The organism is Chitinophaga eiseniae (assembly GCF_900167135.1).
Taxonomy (GTDB): domain Bacteria; phylum Bacteroidota; class Bacteroidia; order Chitinophagales; family Chitinophagaceae; genus Chitinophaga; species Chitinophaga eiseniae.
In genome coordinates this window covers 464458-480306 of record NZ_FUWZ01000003.1, presented here as the reverse complement: position 1 = coordinate 480306, position 15849 = coordinate 464458, and the positions used below count along the sequence as shown (strand labels likewise).

Sequence of the window (15849 nt, the reverse complement as noted above, 5' to 3'; positions counted from 1 at the left end):
TAGATAAGAAAATAATCACCGGACATGCCGTGCGATTTATTAAAATGAGTAAATAAACTAAATGGAAAAATGACTAAATGAAAAAATGACCTGATGGCCAGGGTTCCGGAGCGGAACAAAAGGTTATATATGTGTGGGTAATTCTCACATGATGGGGCAAAGGTACAATTTTTCCCGATCAGGCCAAAGGAAATGACAGAAAAAAGGAGCAGCCCTTGTCAGGATTGTTCTGGAACCATATACGGCCATGCTGTGCTGTGGTGTATTCTCCGCACAGGTAAAGGCCCAGCCCGATGCCTTTTTCGTTGCCGGTACCAAAAGTAGAGCGGGCTTTCAGCGAAAAGATCTCCGGTACCCGTTTGGGGTCTATGCCGGTGCCGCTGTCGCGGATGGTGATCACGCATTGCTGATTTTCCTGGCGGGCTTCCAGGGAGATCTGTCCGCCCGGGGCGGTGAACTTAATGGCGTTGCCGACCAGGTTGCGGATAATGAGCTGCAGCATGTTGAGGTCTGCCATGGCAGTGAGGTTTTTATCAATATCCGTAGTCAGGTGTAATCGTTTGTTGGTGATAAAGGTGGTATGAATGTCGAGTACGGTCATCACGGCCTTAAACACGTTGACAGGTGCCAGGTGTACGGTAAGGCCCTGCAGCTGGCTTTTAGACCACAGCAGCATATTGTACAGCATGTCCTGCGTATTATTGACCATGGCCAGCAGTTCCGCTTCCAGTTGCAGCTTTTGCTCCGGCGGTAGCTGTATGTCTTTCATCAGCTCAAGATAAGATTGTATAGAAGCCATCGGGCTGCGCAGGTCATGGGAGATAATGGAAAACAGTTTGTTCTTTTCTGTGTTCAGCACTTCCAGTACCCGCGTCTTTTCTTCCCTTTGCTGCTTCTCGCGGTTATAGGCATTTTTCAGGTAGATGGTACCAAAGAAGATCACCAGCACGCTGGTCAGATAGGTGGCCGAGAGGTCCACGATCTTTGATGCACGGTCGGCATACATATTTGGTACCAGTTCAGGATGATAGTACTCGATAAGAATGATGGCCGCCACCAGCAACAGGTTAAATACCAGCCATATCACGTATTGCCCGCGGGGAGCCACGATCATTACCAGAAAAAAGGTAAGGGTAAAGGTCATCAGGCTGGCGCCGGAAATGCCGGAACTCACAAAATAGATCCAGGCAAACAGCAGGTTGACCAGCACTACGGAGATGGCTATACTGAGTGCTGACCGGTTTTTGAAACGGGAGAGATAATACAGGCCCGCCAATGCCAGCAGCAGGATGGCGAAGATGAACCCCGTCATCCGGAGGCCGGTGAAATAGTTGAACGGTATCTGTACAACGCTTACCACCATTGCCAGCAGGCACATTGAATTGAAAATGCGATTTTCCAGGGTTACTTGGTCCGGGGGGCCCACAAGGTACAGGAGTTTCGCTTGTAGCTGCTTGGTAAAGTCAATTCTCATAGATGATGGCATATAGCAAAGCTAAAAAAATAGCAGGATTAGAACTGGTCTATCTGAAATTTCCAAACTGGACTAATTAAAAATAGTCGCATAATATGAAATTTACATACTAAAAAGCGTACCATATTTTTAAAAGGTCCGACGAATAACTTTAAAGAAACAACGAAAGGAGAATGATAGCGAAGATTACGCAGACCTACCGGTCTTCCTTCAGTGGCCTGAGCAGGGAAACATGGTTGCTGAGCCTGGTGATATTGATTAACCGTACGGGCACCATGGTGGCGCCGTTTCTGAGCATCTACCTCACGAAAAACCTGCACCGGGACATTGCCGACGCCGGCCTCATCATCACATTATTTGGTGTAGGCGCTGTACTGGGATCACTGGCCAGTGGTTATTTTATTGATAAACTGGGCTTCCGGGCCGTTCAGATTTTTACTTCTATCGCCGGCGGTGGGCTGTTCATCGCCTTCGGTTATATCACCTATTTCCCCGCGCTGTGTGTGATGACAGTCATCCTGAGCTTTGTGGCGGAAGCCTTCCGGCCGGCCAACGGGGCGGCTATCGCTGCTTATTCCAAGCCGGAGAACCTGACCCGTTCCTATTCGCTCAACCGTTTTGCCATGAACCTGGGCTGGGCGTTGGGCAGTTCCCTCGGCGGCATCCTGGCGGCGATCAACTATCACCTGCTGTTTTGGGTGGAAGGTGGTGTATACATCACCGTTGGCCTGTTAATCTTCTTTTTGTTGCCCACCTATAAAGGTGCACCGCGTAAATCCGCTGTCAGCGGTATCGCCCGCGATCTGCCTATCTGGAAAGATCCTTTCCTGTTCCGGTTCCTCATCTGGGTAACGGTGTATACCGCTTCTTTCGGGCTCATTTTCCGGCTGGTACCTATTTACTGGAAAGACGACTGGCATATCAATGAATCGGTGATCGGGCTGCTGCTGGGCGTAAACGGCGTCATTATCGCGTTGTTTGAAATGGTGCTGGTAAGACGCTGGGAGAGCCGTAAATCATCCATGTACTATATTATTGGCGGCGTGGTGGTAACGGCCGCCGGTTATCTTTTTTTCATTGTTCCCCCGGTAGTGCCGATTGTACTGGCTTTCATGGGAGTGGTATTTTTCACCGTGGGGGAGATGATGGCGTTTCCCTTTATCAACGCGGTGATCATGGGACGCTCCAACGATACGAACAGGGGCCGTTATGCGGCAGCCTATGCGCTGACCTGGTCGGTAGCGCAGGTGGTAGGCCCTGGCGGCGGCGCCCTGGTGGCGGAGCGTTGGGGTTTTGGCATGCTGTGGTCTATATTGGTGGTCGTTTGTATCATCTGCGCGGTGGGGCTGTGGCGCCTTTCCCTGAAAAAGGCCGTGGCAGCTTGATCCATAACCATTTCGTGTGAGCAGGACCATTTAAATCCTTATATTTATAGCGGATTTAAATGAAATATCGCTGATGGCCATTGTTGATACAGTTAATGCGGACAGGTATCCTTTTCTTGCCGGTGGCGGAGAAATGGGTGCGCTGATCCGGAACTATCCCTGGGAAACGACATCGATAGGTCCGGTAGATGGGTGGCCACAGAGCTTGAAAACCTGTTTGAGGATCATCCTCACTTCCAGTCAGCCCATGTTCGTATGGTGGGGACCTGAGCTGCTCAATTTTTACAACGACGCTTACCGCGCCATCGTTGGCGGCAAACATCCGGCCTCCCTGGGACAACCGGCCCATACGGTATGGACCGAGATATGGGACCACATTGCACCGCGCGTGGAGCAATGCCTGCACAATAATGAAGGCACCTACGACGAAGCCATGTTGCTGATCATGGAACGCAACGGTTACCCGGAAGAAACCTACTACACGTTTTCGTACAGCCCCATTCCCGACGACAACGGCGTGCCGCAGGGGATTCTCTGTGCCAATACCGACGATACCGACCGTATTGTATCTGCCCGGCAGATGCGCACACTCAAAGATCTGGCGCGGTATAACCTCAACAGCAAACGGGTACAGGACGTGTATATCAACAGCCTGCTTGCCTTGCAGGAGAACGAATACGATTTCCCTTTCGCCTTTTTCTACGCCATCGATCATGACCTTCCTCATCTGAAGGGATATACGGTCCATGATTTGCCGGAGAATATATTCCCCCGGGAGGTCAACACGGACGATAATACGCTGGTTTGGCCGCTGGCCGATGTACTCCGGCGCAACAGCCCGCTGTTGATAGAACAGCTGGAGCGGAAGGCCGGTCCGTTGCCGTCAGGTGTCTGGAAGCTGTCCCCGGGCAGGGCGTTGGTGCTGCCTGTGCAGCACAACAACTCCGGCGCGCCCTACGGCGTGCTGATCATCGGTCTGAACCCGCACCGGGAACCCGATGAAAAATATCTCGCCTTCTTTCAGCTGGTGGCCGATCATATCGGTGGGACCATTGCCAGTACCAAAGCGTATGAGGAAGAACAGCAGCGCGTGAATTCGCTGATGGAGATAGACCGGGCCAAAACCATTTTCTTCAGTAACATCAGCCATGAATTCCGGACGCCGCTATCGCTTATGCTGGGACCTCTGGAAGATATGTTGGTCCGTGCAGGCGAGTTGCCGGAAGGTATGAAGGAAGAGCTGCAGCTGGCACAACGCAATACGCGGCGGCTGCTGAAACTTGTCAATTCCCTGCTGGATTTCTCCAGTATCGAAGCCGGCAGGATGCAGGCCAGTTACGGCCCCGTGGATATGGTGGCCCTCACCCGCGACCTGGTGAGCAACTTCGAGCCTGCCATCAAAAAAGGAGGGATAACGTTGGTGACAGATTATGAACATCTTTCCCAACCTGTATATGTGGACAGGGACATGTGGGAGAAAATAGTGCTGAACCTCGTCTCCAATGCTTTTAAATATACCCTGGAAGGACGGATCACCATCAGCCTGCGCGAGTATGCAGACCGGGTGGAGCTGGCTGTAGAAGATACCGGTGTGGGTATTCCTGCGCAGGAACTGCCGCACATGTTCCAGCGTTTTCACCGGGTACACAATAAAAACGGCCGTAGCCAGGAAGGCACCGGCATAGGGCTGTCGCTGATCAACGAGCTGGTAAAGCTCCACGGCGGCACGATACAGGTCAACAGCCGGGAAGGCGAGGGGACGGTATTTACGGTCAGCCTGCCGCTGGGCTATGCTCATCTGCCTGCCGATAAAGTAGTACACACCAACAGCCAGGCTGCTACGGAAAGCCGTTACGCCTTTGTGGAAGAGGCTTCCCGCTGGGACGATCCGGTCCATGCTAAAACAACCGCGTCTGAAGAGAGCCGGCCATACGTGCTGTTGGCAGATGATAATGCAGACATGCGGGAATATATCCGGAAACTGCTGGGCGAGCATTTTGAAGTGATGACCGTCAGAGATGGCGCTGCCGCACTGGAGGCTATTGCCCGCCGCCCGCCGGACCTTGTGATCAGCGATGTGATGATGCCGCTGGTGGACGGTTTTGCTTTGGTGAAGCTATTGAAACAGAACCCGGTCACCATGCACCTGCCCGTGCTGCTGCTGTCTGCCCGTGCCGGCGAAGAAGCTACGGTAGAAGGGCTGGCTGCCGGCGCAGACGATTACCTGGCCAAACCGTTCTCGTCCCGTGAGCTGATGTCCAGGGTAGATGCCAATATCAATACCGCCAGGGCCCGTAATCATGCGGCCAGCCAACTGCGTGACCTGTTCCGTCAGGCGCCGGTGGCCATCCTGCTGTTGCATGGTCCCGACCATGTTGTGGAACTGGCCAACAGCCGCTACCTGGAGACGGTAGGCATGGAGGAGCAGGAACTTATGGGTAAGTCACTGCTGGACATTGCGCCGGTACTGCATACCAACGGGTACCGGGAACTGCTGGACACCGTATTGCAAACCGGTGAGCCTTACGAAGCACATGCGCAGGAATTAACGTTTATCCGTCAGCGTAGTTCCGTCAAACAATATTTTAATTATGTGCTGCATCCCGTTCGTAGTTACAATGGAGGCATTACAGGTATCATGATGGTAGCGGTGGATGTGACAGACACCGTCAACGCATTGCGACGGGTGGAAAACAGCGAAAAATACTACCGTCATCTTTTACAGGGGTTGCCGGCTGCTATCTATACCTGCGATGCCGAAGGTCGTATCCTCTGGTATAATGAGGCCGCTGTGGCTTTGTGGGGCCGCACGCCCGTTGCCGGAAAAGATCTCTGGTGCGGTTCCTGGAAGATATTTGAAGTGGATGGCAAAACACCTGTTCCGCTGGAAACCTGCCCCATGGCGCAGGCGCTGCTGACGGGAGAAGCGGTCCGGGACAAGGAGATCGTGGTGGAAAGACCGGACGGGACGCGTCGGCATGTGCAGCCTTATCCCGACCCTATCTTCGATGAACAGGGGCGTGTAACCGGCGCCGTTAACATGCTGATCGATATTACCGAATTAAGGGCCGCCCAGATACATATGGCCCGGCTGGCGGCTATTGTGGAAGGCTCGGATGATGCCATCGTCAGTAAAACGCTCGATGGTACGATTACCAGCTGGAACCCCGGCGCGGAAAAACTTTTCGGTTACACCAGTGCGGAGGCGATCGGACAGCCAATCATGATACTGATACCAGAAGACCGCGCATCAGAAGAAGCGGAAATTATCGACCGTTTAAGAAGAGGCATCGTGGTCGATCACTTTGAAACCAAACGGAGAACCAAAGATGGCCGGCTGCTGGATATTTCCCTGACCGTATCTCCGCTGAGAGATGCCAGGGGCCGTATTGTAGGTGCTTCTAAAATTGCACGCGATATCACTGAACAGAAAAAACTGTTCTCCGCCCTCCGGGAAAGCGAAGCCCGGTACATGCAGGTGGCGCAGGAAATGGAGGAAATAGTGGCACAACGCACACTTGAGTTGACAGAAGCCAATTACTACCTGGAAAAGTCTAACAAGGAACTCGAACAGTTCGCCTTTGTGACCAGCCATGACCTGCAGGAGCCGCTGCGTAAAATACATACCTTCGCCGGCCTGCTTTGCGATTCAAAGCAGGATATGCTCAGCGATACCGGCAAGGTATACATCGAAAAGATGATGATCAGCGCCAGGCGGATGTCGCAGCTGATCCATGATCTGCTCAACTTCTCCCGGCTCAATCGCACAGACGATCCGTTTGTGCCTACTGACCTCAACGAGGTGATGACGCATGTGCTGAACGATTTCGAAGTAACGGTAGGACAGAAAAAAGCGATGGTGACCGTTGATCCGTTGCCAACCATACCGGCGGTGCCTTTGCAGATGAACCAGCTGCTGTACAACCTGCTGGGTAATGCGCTGAAGTTCACGGCTGAAGACCGTGAGCCGGAAATAAGCGTCAGCGCGCGGCTGCTCACACCGGAAGATTTTGAGACCTATCCTGAACTAGATGTCAACCGCAGTTATTATGAAATCTCTGTAAAAGATAATGGTATCGGTTTTAACCAGGTATATGAAAACAAGATTTTCCAGATCTTTCAGCGGCTCAATAACCGTACAGCTTATGAAGGCACCGGCATAGGACTGGCGCTGTGCAGCAAGATCGCCCTTAACCACAAGGGATGTATCCGTGCGCAGGGCGTTTTAGGTGAAGGCGCCGTCTTTAACGTTGTTCTACCTGCCATGTAAATAATTAACCCAGACTCCTTCGATTGGTATTTTTTTTGATCGATGCAGCTGTCCGCCTATTTATCTCTTTTATCGTTGACCAGGTTAATTGCGTATTCATGATTATAAAAGAGCTGCATGTGGTGATTGAAACACCCAAAGGGAGCAGTGAAAAATATGATTTCGACCCCGTGTCGCGCTTCTTTGTAATGAGCCAGTCATTGCCTGCGGGCATGATGTTTCCGTTTGATATGGGCTTTATTCCGGGAACTAGGGCGGAAGATGGAAACCCGTTCGATGTCATGGTGCTGTCTGAATTTAAAACATTTACCGGCTGTATGATTAAATGCCGGTTAATCGGTGCTATTAAAGCGATTGTTCATGAACCTGACGGCGTACAGGTTCGCTGGGACAGGTACATTGCGGTGCCCTTCCTGTCACGCGTGTATAAGGAGCTGGATGTGGTGCCGGATAAACTGGTGCGGGAATTGGAGGGTTTCTTTATGGCTTACCACGGACTGGAGGGAAGGTCGTTTAAGCCCGTCGGTTACCTGGATGCCGCCCCTGCCTACGAGCAGATAAAATTCGTTTGATATGGATATTGCTGCTGTCTTTTGGGGTGACGGAGAGCAACTGGACCTTCTGCAGATGTCTGTACGCGCCCTTTCCATGTTTTTCATCGCCCTGGTCCTGATACGGCTGGGCGGCATGCGTATTTTTGGCAAACGTTCAGCCTTCGATACGATCATCATTATTATGCTGGGCGCTATCCTGGCAAGAGGGGTGATTGGTGCATCTCCCTTCTGGTCCACCGTAGCGGCATCGGCTACCATGGTGCTGGTAAACCGGCTGGTGGCATGGTTATGCGCCGCCAATGACACCGTCAATGACGTCATAAAAGGAAAACATTTACTACTCTGCGAAAACGGACAGATTCACTGGGACAATATGAAGGTGGCTTCTTTAAGTAAATCAGATCTGATGGAAAGTCTCCGGTTAGAAACAAAACAGGATTCACTGGAAAAGATAGAGAAGGCTTATATGGAGACCAACGGAAGGATCAGTTTTTTGCTGAAGAAGATTATCTGAAGCATTTCTGCCATTTTTCTTCCAGCACATCTTTCAAAATACGGCAAAGGGCATCAAAGGAATCCGGTTTGGTGAGGAAGAGGCGGGCGCCCAGCGCCATGGATTCCTGTACATCTTCCACCATGTCGGAAGTACTGAGGACCACTACTTTGGTGATGCTTCTGTGAATGAGTTTCCCCAACTCGAGCAAACATTCCTTGCCATTCATCATGGGCATGTTCATGTCCAGAAAAATATAATCCGGATCAACAAGTTTTTTGGTGAAAAGCAAATCGATAGCCTGGATACCACTTTCGCAGTAGTGGGTCTCCACATCGGGTGAGACTTTTTTTATGGCTTCACTAAAGAAAATCCTGTCATCAGCGTCGTCATCGATGACCAGGACGGTGTGTGGCTTCATATAATATGGTTAAATCAGGTTTACAAATGAAAAATTCCAAGCTAAATTTCTCAATTTGATGTTTTCATAGATTTATAAATATCGGTCATTAAAAAGATAAAATCAAATAATAATATAATTAATATATTCTTGTGACGGCTAAAGCCGGTTGGAGTTGTATTTGCAGGGATAATCAGGAATCCTGTAAATCATGTCTTATGAAGATCTTTTATGGCCTGCTGATGCTGTTAACAGCCTGTCACGCAGCAAAAATAACCCCGGCCTCTTACGGTGGCTCTGCGACCACCAAAGGTTATCAGGCCGATTCTTTGGCGGCCCCTTACGCTACCCCTTCCGTCACCAACTACAGCAGGGTGGTCGGATGGCCCAATGGCCGCACACCGGTAGCACCGGCCGGTTTTACCGTCACGAAATTCGCCGACGGGCTGGACCACCCCCGCTGGCTGTATGTCGGCGATAACGGGGATGTGTTTGTTGCGGAATCCAATACGCTGCTGAAAGGCGTCAAAAAAGTCGGGGCTAAAATTTCCCGCAAGATAAAAACACAACATTACGGTGAAAGCGCTAACCGCATCACCCTCCTGCGGGACGGGAATAAAGACGGTTATGCTGAACGGCATTACGTGTTCAGGAAAGACCTCAACCAGCCCTTCGGGATGCTCATATCCGGAAATCATTTTTATGTAGGCAATACCGATGGTTTAATGCGTTTTCCCTATCGCGCCGGCGACACGGCTATCCATGGCAGTGGTATGCAGCTGCTGCGGCTGCCTGCGGGAGAGCATAACCAGCACTGGACCCGCACCTTGCTGCCGGACCCTTCAGGAAAGAAGCTGTACATCGGCGTAGGATCGGGCAGTAATGTGGCGGAAAAGGGATTCGGCAATGAAGTCCGCAGGGCCAATATCCTCGAAGTGAATATGGATGGGAGTGGAGAACGCGTCTATGCCTCGGGGCTGCGAAATCCTGTGGGGATGGACTGGGCGCCGGGCTTGCAGCAGCTGTGGGTGGCGGTCAACGAGCGTGACGGGCTGGGAGACGAGCTGGTGCCGGATTATCTGACGGCCGTGAAAGAAGGTGGTTTCTATGGCTGGCCTTTTTATTATTACGGCGCGCATCCGGACCCGCGCATGGAAAAAGAGATGGCGCTGGCGCCAAAGCAGCAGGTAATTACGCCGGATGTGCCGCTGGGTAACCATACGGCCTCGCTGGGGCTGCTATTCTACCGGGGCCGGACATTTCCTCCCAGGTATCGCCAGGGAGCGTTTATCACACAGCATGGCTCGTGGAACCGCTCTGTTATTTCCGGTTACAAGGTCATCTTTATACCCTTCCGTAACGGCAGTCCTGCCGGTCCACCGGAAGATTTCCTGACCGGTTTTGTGGCGGATCAGACGCAAAGTGAGGTCTATGGCCGCCCGGTAGGGATTGCTGAACTGGCCAACGGAGATCTGCTGATCACCGATGATGTCAATAATGTGATCTGGCGGGTACACCGTGACCGGTGAAAAATTTAGGGATTTTTTGATTTACGAATTTTTTGATTTTGGGGATAAAAAGAAGACCCAAACGAATCTTTTATTGCTCGCTTCGACCTTCTCTTTTATCAAAAAACAAAATCAAAAAATTCGTAAATCAAAAAATCCCTAAATGATTATTGTTCTTTCACCACTCTTTTAACCGTTGCACTGCCTTCCTGGACCAGTTTGATGATATAGACGCCGGCAGCGTGTTTACCGCCGTGGAAGGTAGCCTGGTGGGTACCGGCGGCCTGCTGGCCGTTGACCAGCACCGCTACCGGTTGACCGGCAAGGTTATACACAATGAGGCTGGCGACGCCGGCTTTTTCAAGGGTGTAAGTTACGCGCAGGTCTTCCCGGAAGGGGATAGGATAGGCGTCTACATTGAGTTTACCGGCTTTGGACGGCGCATCGTTTACCGGGTTGAAAGTGGCGGAAGCTGCGCGGGCCAACGCTGTTTGTGTTTTGATCTTCACTTCGGTGTAGCTGTTCCATGCATTGACATCGTTGCCATGTCCCGCAATTCGTACATACTTGGCCGTTACTGCCGTGAAGTTAAATGCTTCGAAGGCGGTGGAAGTACCGCTGCTCAGTTTATTGGCGGCTACGGTTGTCCAGCTGGTACCGTTGTTGCTGACGAGGATATCGAATTTTGCTCTGCGGGCATCGCCTTTAAAGAAGGCGATGTCTACGCCGGTGACGGTTTGGGCAGTGCCGAGGCAGAACTGGATATATTGTTCACCGCTGGCAGACCAGCGGGTATTGAAATCGTTGTCCAGTACGTTGGCGGGCACGTTGCCGTCATCGCCGCTGGCTTCTACCGGGTTGCAACCAGGAGTGGCGGCTACGGTGATATTAACAGCGGAAGAGGTAGTGCTGCTGTTGCCGTTGTCGGTGGCTTTGGCGGTGAGGCTGTAGTTGCCGGCAGCCACGTTGCTCCAGGTATAGGAATAGGGGCTGGTGGTGTCTTCTCCGAGTTTGGTGCTGCCGTTGAAGAATTCCACTTTTTTCACGGTGCCGTCGCTGTCGGCGGCAGTAACGTTGATGGTTACACTGGCAGGCGCCGTATAGCCGGTATTGTTAGCCGGTGCAGTGATGCTCACGGTAGGAGGTTGGTTCACCGGGCCGGAATTGCCGGGTATCCACCAGTTGCCGGAGATAAAGAGCTGGCAAAGCAGGCCATAGGAGTCGCTGTAGTAGCCGCTTTTGGCGGACTTTAACCAGTTCCAGCCAGCATTGAGGAAAGCCTGGTTATTGCTGCTGACAACGGAGGCGGCCACGAAAGGTCCGATGAATACAGCTTCCTGATTGGAGCCGCGGTTACTGCCGTTCAGTTTATAGCCATCCACGATAGCAGTAGGGTTGTTGTTGGTTTTGGTTTTCACCCAGTTCACCATTTTGTTGGTGATGGTCAGGGCGTTGCTGCTGCCGTGCATGGCGTAGTCCATTACCATGCGGAGCGGTACGCGGCAGGCGTTGTAGTTGTATTCGTTGGTTTCGTCATATTCGTCGAGGAAGCCGGGAGGACAGGGCTCCGGCGGGTTCTTCACCACAAAGTCGGAGATAAGGCCGGTGGTGGGCGTGTAAGTGGCGGAGAACTGGGAATATACACCGTAAAGTGTGTTGATCACGGTGTTCCAGGTGGCGTCGCCGGTTTCCTGGTAGAAGGCCCGCATGTGGTCCATCATCCAGTCAGACGGACGGGTATCGAGCGTGGATTTGGAGTCGGAGTCACTGAGACTGAGCCGTTTGCTGTTGGTCACGTAGCTCACTTTCAGGCCGTTGTTGATCATGTCTTTGGCTTCGGCGAGATAGTTGATAGCGCCGTTGGAGCCCCACTGGTAGTGGGCGAGGATCAGTGCGTAGGCGATGTCCATATCGCCGTCGGTGGCGGAGCCAAAATGTCCCTGCGCGCTGGCGGCATCGGCTACCACCCAGCCCATCAGCTTGGGATTTTCAGCGCTGTGAAAAGCCCGGGCAGTTTTGAACAAGCCGTTAAAAATCGTTTGGGCGTTGGGGTCATGGCCGGCCATCAGGGCCACGATCACCATTCCGTACCCTTGTCCTTCGGAAGAACCGAGTGCTTTGTAACCGTCGGGGTTACCGGTAATTTCGCCTTTTACATAGTAGCCGCCCGGTAGTGAAGTCAGGTTGTTCTTCAGATAGGCGCCTTTCCAGTAATCGTAATAGCTGGCCACGCTGGCGTTCATGGCAGCCTGGGTAACGTTGTTGGGCTTGATACAGTTGGGATAGCTGATGGCTTGCGGGAAAGGCTTGTTCTGCGCCTGCACGCAAAAACCGGCTATGTTCAGCAAACCGGCCAACAAAAACAATAAATGTTTAATCATAAGGGTTTGTTTTAGGGGTGAATTATTAAAGATGTAGGTTTTGTTTCCGTTTGTCTAAGTGTCCGGGCACGTGGTCTCCGTTTGCTACAGGTATTCCCGGGTTTTAACAGTCATCGTCTCCGTTTCGGTACAGTAGGTCTTCGTTTGTTTTTCAGGCGCCGCGTCGGCTCCGTTTCAGGCTCGTTGTTCGCTCCGCTGCAATAGGTCTTCGTTGGGTTTGCTGCTCTCTGCTTACAGTGGCTGCGTTGGTGCGATCGTTCCGTATGGTTATTTCCTTTCGCTGGCTTCCTGTTTGAATGCAATCGTTTGCACTCTACTTCGAAAATAAGTGATTTTTTTTGAATTTGTTAAGTGAAAGATAGAAATAATGCGGCTTTCAGTTGGATGGGGCTGATAATGACCTGGTTATGCGGAAAAATATTTTAGGTGTGAACGGCCTCTGAAAAAGATGGCGGAAAGAAAAGGGGCTGACCAATATTGGTCAACCCGTTCTCTCAAGACAGATTGTAAACAGGAGCCCGGGGCTTTAGCCCGGGTGCATCAGGGCGTATACGTTACGCTGCTGCCATAAAGGATGTTGGACACACCGGAGAAATACACATGTTTGTCGGTGCTGGTAAGGTTATACCACAGGTAAATACCATAACCGTTGTTTTTCGTTTGGGTGGCCAGTGAGTTGGCAGTGCTTTGGCTGGTACTTTGAATATTAACGGCTGCCGGTCCGAGGTTGGACTTGGGCAGGCCGGCCACATTAGGCACAGCATAAGAGCCGTAGATGGCATTCCAGCTGTAGTTAACAAAGTCGCCTGCTTTTTTGCCACCCCAGGACAAACGGGAAGCTGCCGGTCCATAATAATAGAACGATATTATTTTGGTGGGCATGAGCTTTCGCAGCTCATCGAGGAGCATGACAAAAGAGCTGTCATTGGGTTGTGGCAGGCCATTGTTACCATAGTCGGCATATTCATCGTCGAAATCAATACCATCCAGCCCGTAGTAGTTGGCGGTATCAGCCAGCTGCTGGGCGAAGGCTTTGGCAGCGGCACGGCTGGTGAAGTTACAGAAGCCGGCGCCCTGATGGTTTCCAAGGATAGATAATAAAACTTTCATGCCTTTGTTTTGCAGCGGCACAATCTGCGTGTTTTTGTTCACCAGCACATTGGTCACGTTCGGATTGTTGTACAATACGGCTTTACCGGTGGTGGTGTTGTAATTGATGTTCGCTGCGAAAATGATGGCGATGTCAAATAGTTGTTGACCGCCGGTGGTCAGGGTGTACTTGCCGGTATTCAGGAGGCTGTTGCTGTTGACTTCAACATAACAAACAGATTTACCACCTGCTTTGGTAACGGTTTCCACCTTGGGTTCAGATTTGGTTTGCGGGTTGTCGGGCGAGGCTCCGTCTTTTTTGCAGGAAGCCATAAACAGAAGGGTTGAACAGGAGGTCAGCACCAGGATGGATGACCATACGCGGAATTGTTTTTTCATACGTAAATTTTAACGGTGATTGATATGATGATAACTGATGCTCCTGATGAGCAGTGAGCTGCGCGGATCATAAAAGGGGCGGGCGCGGAACAGGTCCGGCGCTAAGCAGAAAATGCTTTTTTGTATGAATGCGCTTTGCTCATCAGGAGCATCAAATTTTTAGATTGTACGATGATGATTATATCATGACCAAACTACACTGTTATCCTGCTATATCATTACCACGTCACTTGTCACGTCAGCGTTTGTCCCACCAGAGCGGGGTGCCGCCGTTGTCCTCCGGCTTGCTGAGCAAACCGATGGCTTTGGTGACCGCCGCGTTGTTGGTATTGTATTCATTCTGCGGGAAGGGCAGTCTTCTTACCTGCAGGGCGGAGTTGATGGTATTACCGCTGTTATTGTTCACTACCGGGAACAGTTTAGGGTAACCGGTGCGGCGGAACTCGGTCCATGCTTCCTGTCCTTCGGGGAACATGGCCAGCCATTTCTGGGTGCTGATACGTTCCTGTTTCTGGGCGGGGGTGGCACTTTCCACCCACTTCACGGTGATATGGGTAGGCGTGTCGATGTTGTTCTGCGCATTTTTCGGGTCCACATATTTATCCGGTGTGTTCACGCTGTTGTTCACATAGTTGGCGTCTGCCACATGCCACTGTTCAAGGGAAGTGTTGATACCCTGCTCATACAGCGACTGTACGGTACCACCGGCATTGGCGAAATTGTTCAGCGCCGCTTCTGCACGCAGAAAGTATACTTCCGCGGCGGTCATCAGCTGTACCGGTGTATTGAGGGTGAAAACATTGTCTTTGTAGTTGATACCGGAATACTCCACATAATCGCTTTTGGAATTGGAGCTGGTGATGCTGCCCAGGCGGATGCCTACGTATTTTCCGGCAACGGCGGGATCTGTTGCTTTAGACATGTATTTTCCCAGGCGCGGATCTTTATAGCCGGTGAGGTAGCACTGCAGCGAAGCGTTGATCTGGATATCGTTCCAGTTCTGCGCAATGAACACCAGCGGGTTCGTATAGCCGGCGCCGGGAATCCTTACGGTCATGTTGCCGTCGTTGCTGGTGATCACACCGCCTTTAGCAGGGTCCAGGGCTTTTTCGGCTTCCGTTTTGGCGAGCGTGGGATCTGCCTTTATCACGTGCATGGCTAAACGTAAACGCAGGGAGTTGCTGAACTGCAGCCATTTGGTGAAATCGGAATTATAAACCAGGTCAAAGTCGCCGAATTTGAAAGGCAGCGTTTTGCCGCTGGCGATGAAATCGCGCAGCGTAGTATTAGCGGTATCCAGCTCTTTGAAGAAGCGGGCATATACTTCCTGCTGGCTGTCATAATCGATGCTGGTTTTGCTGGTACCGGCCTTGCTGTAAGGTATAGGGCCGTATACGTCGGTAACGCGGCTCATTGCGGTTACCTGTACGATCTGGGCCACGGCCCACACAGCCGGGAAATCCTTCGGGATGTTGGACTGCCGCAGCTTGGCCAGTTGTCCCATCACGCTCAGGTAACCGGCCTTGAAGGTTTCTCCATTCCAGCCGGTCATCATGAAATAGCTCAGGTTGTTCCTGCCGCCGTTGAAAGGGGTGGCTGAGGCCATGTAGCCGGAGAAGCAATCGGCATTGAGATTTTGTTGTAACTGGAAAGAGTTGGGATCGCCGCCGCCGGAGAAATTGTAAATAGCCATGGTGGCAGTCTTCAGATAACTGAGGTTATTGAAGTCCGCTTCCAGCATCCCGTTGGGGATACCGGTGTTATCGGTATTGTACAGCTCAAAATTTTTGGTGCAGGCGCTCATGGCCAGCAACAGTCCTGCTGCGATGGCCGGAAGGCGATGTTTACCGGAAAATATATTGATACGTTTCATGTTTTCAGTTTTACGGTGGACAA

Annotated in this window: 10 protein-coding genes; 5 read left to right on the top strand and 5 right to left on the bottom strand. The window is 51.6% G+C overall.

Translation table 11 applies throughout. The features are described 5' to 3' along the window. Window positions 1-178: 178 nt before the first annotated feature. Window positions 179-1378 (bottom strand): sensor histidine kinase, encoded by a 1200-nt coding sequence (locus tag B5D63_RS20920; protein WP_159456106.1) that lies wholly within the window; start codon window positions 1376-1378, stop codon window positions 179-181. Window positions 1379-1647: 269 nt separating this feature from the next. Between B5D63_RS20920 and B5D63_RS20915 the strand changes: the two genes are divergently transcribed. The 4 genes from B5D63_RS20915 to B5D63_RS20900 all read left to right on the top strand — a co-directional run bounded on the left by B5D63_RS20915 (window position 1648) and on the right by B5D63_RS20900 (window position 8197). Beyond that, a complete protein-coding gene (locus B5D63_RS20915) occupies window positions 1648-2859 on the top strand; it encodes an MDR family MFS transporter (RefSeq protein ID WP_078670789.1) in 1212 nt (403 codons plus the stop codon). Window positions 2860-2932: 73 nt separating this feature from the next. Next, window positions 2933-7129, top strand: a complete 4197-nt coding sequence (locus B5D63_RS20910; protein WP_078670788.1) for a PAS domain S-box protein — start codon at window positions 2933-2935, stop codon at window positions 7127-7129. Window positions 7130-7227: 98 nt separating this feature from the next. Further along, window positions 7228-7701, top strand: a complete 474-nt coding sequence (locus tag B5D63_RS20905; protein ID WP_143313018.1) for an inorganic diphosphatase — start codon at window positions 7228-7230, stop codon at window positions 7699-7701. A gap of 1 nt (window position 7702) precedes the next feature. After that, window positions 7703-8197, top strand: a complete 495-nt coding sequence (locus tag B5D63_RS20900; RefSeq protein ID WP_078670786.1) for a DUF421 domain-containing protein — start codon at window positions 7703-7705, stop codon at window positions 8195-8197. On the opposite strand, the gene B5D63_RS20895 is transcribed toward B5D63_RS20900, so the two are convergent. Beyond that, the gene (locus B5D63_RS20895) at window positions 8190-8597 is read right to left on the bottom strand and encodes a response regulator (protein ID WP_078670785.1); all 408 of its coding nucleotides are present in this window, start codon (window positions 8595-8597) and stop codon (window positions 8190-8192) included. The genes B5D63_RS20900 and B5D63_RS20895 overlap by 8 nt on opposite strands. A 197-nt stretch (window positions 8598-8794) precedes the next feature. Here B5D63_RS20895 and B5D63_RS20890 point away from each other — a divergent pair, with 197 nt between their 5' ends. Beyond that, window positions 8795-10105: a PQQ-dependent sugar dehydrogenase gene (locus tag B5D63_RS20890; RefSeq protein ID WP_078670784.1), complete on the top strand. Its 1311-nt coding sequence runs from the start codon at window positions 8795-8797 to the stop codon at window positions 10103-10105. A 146-nt stretch (window positions 10106-10251) separates the two neighbouring features. Here B5D63_RS20890 and B5D63_RS20885 read toward each other — a convergent pair whose 3' ends face one another. The 3 genes from B5D63_RS20885 to B5D63_RS20875 form a co-directional block, all read right to left on the bottom strand. Continuing rightward, entirely contained in the window at window positions 10252-12465 is a 2214-nt protein-coding gene (locus B5D63_RS20885) for a glycosyl hydrolase family 8 (RefSeq protein WP_078670783.1), read from the bottom strand. Between the two features lie 540 nt (window positions 12466-13005). Continuing rightward, on the bottom strand, window positions 13006-13953 hold the full coding sequence (locus B5D63_RS20880) for an endo-beta-N-acetylglucosaminidase H (RefSeq protein WP_200817059.1): 948 nt from the start codon (window positions 13951-13953) through the stop codon (window positions 13006-13008). Between the two features lie 238 nt (window positions 13954-14191). Further along, window positions 14192-15826, bottom strand: a complete 1635-nt coding sequence (locus B5D63_RS20875) for a SusD/RagB family nutrient-binding outer membrane lipoprotein (protein WP_078670782.1) — start codon at window positions 15824-15826, stop codon at window positions 14192-14194. Between the last annotated feature and the right edge of the window lie 23 nt (window positions 15827-15849).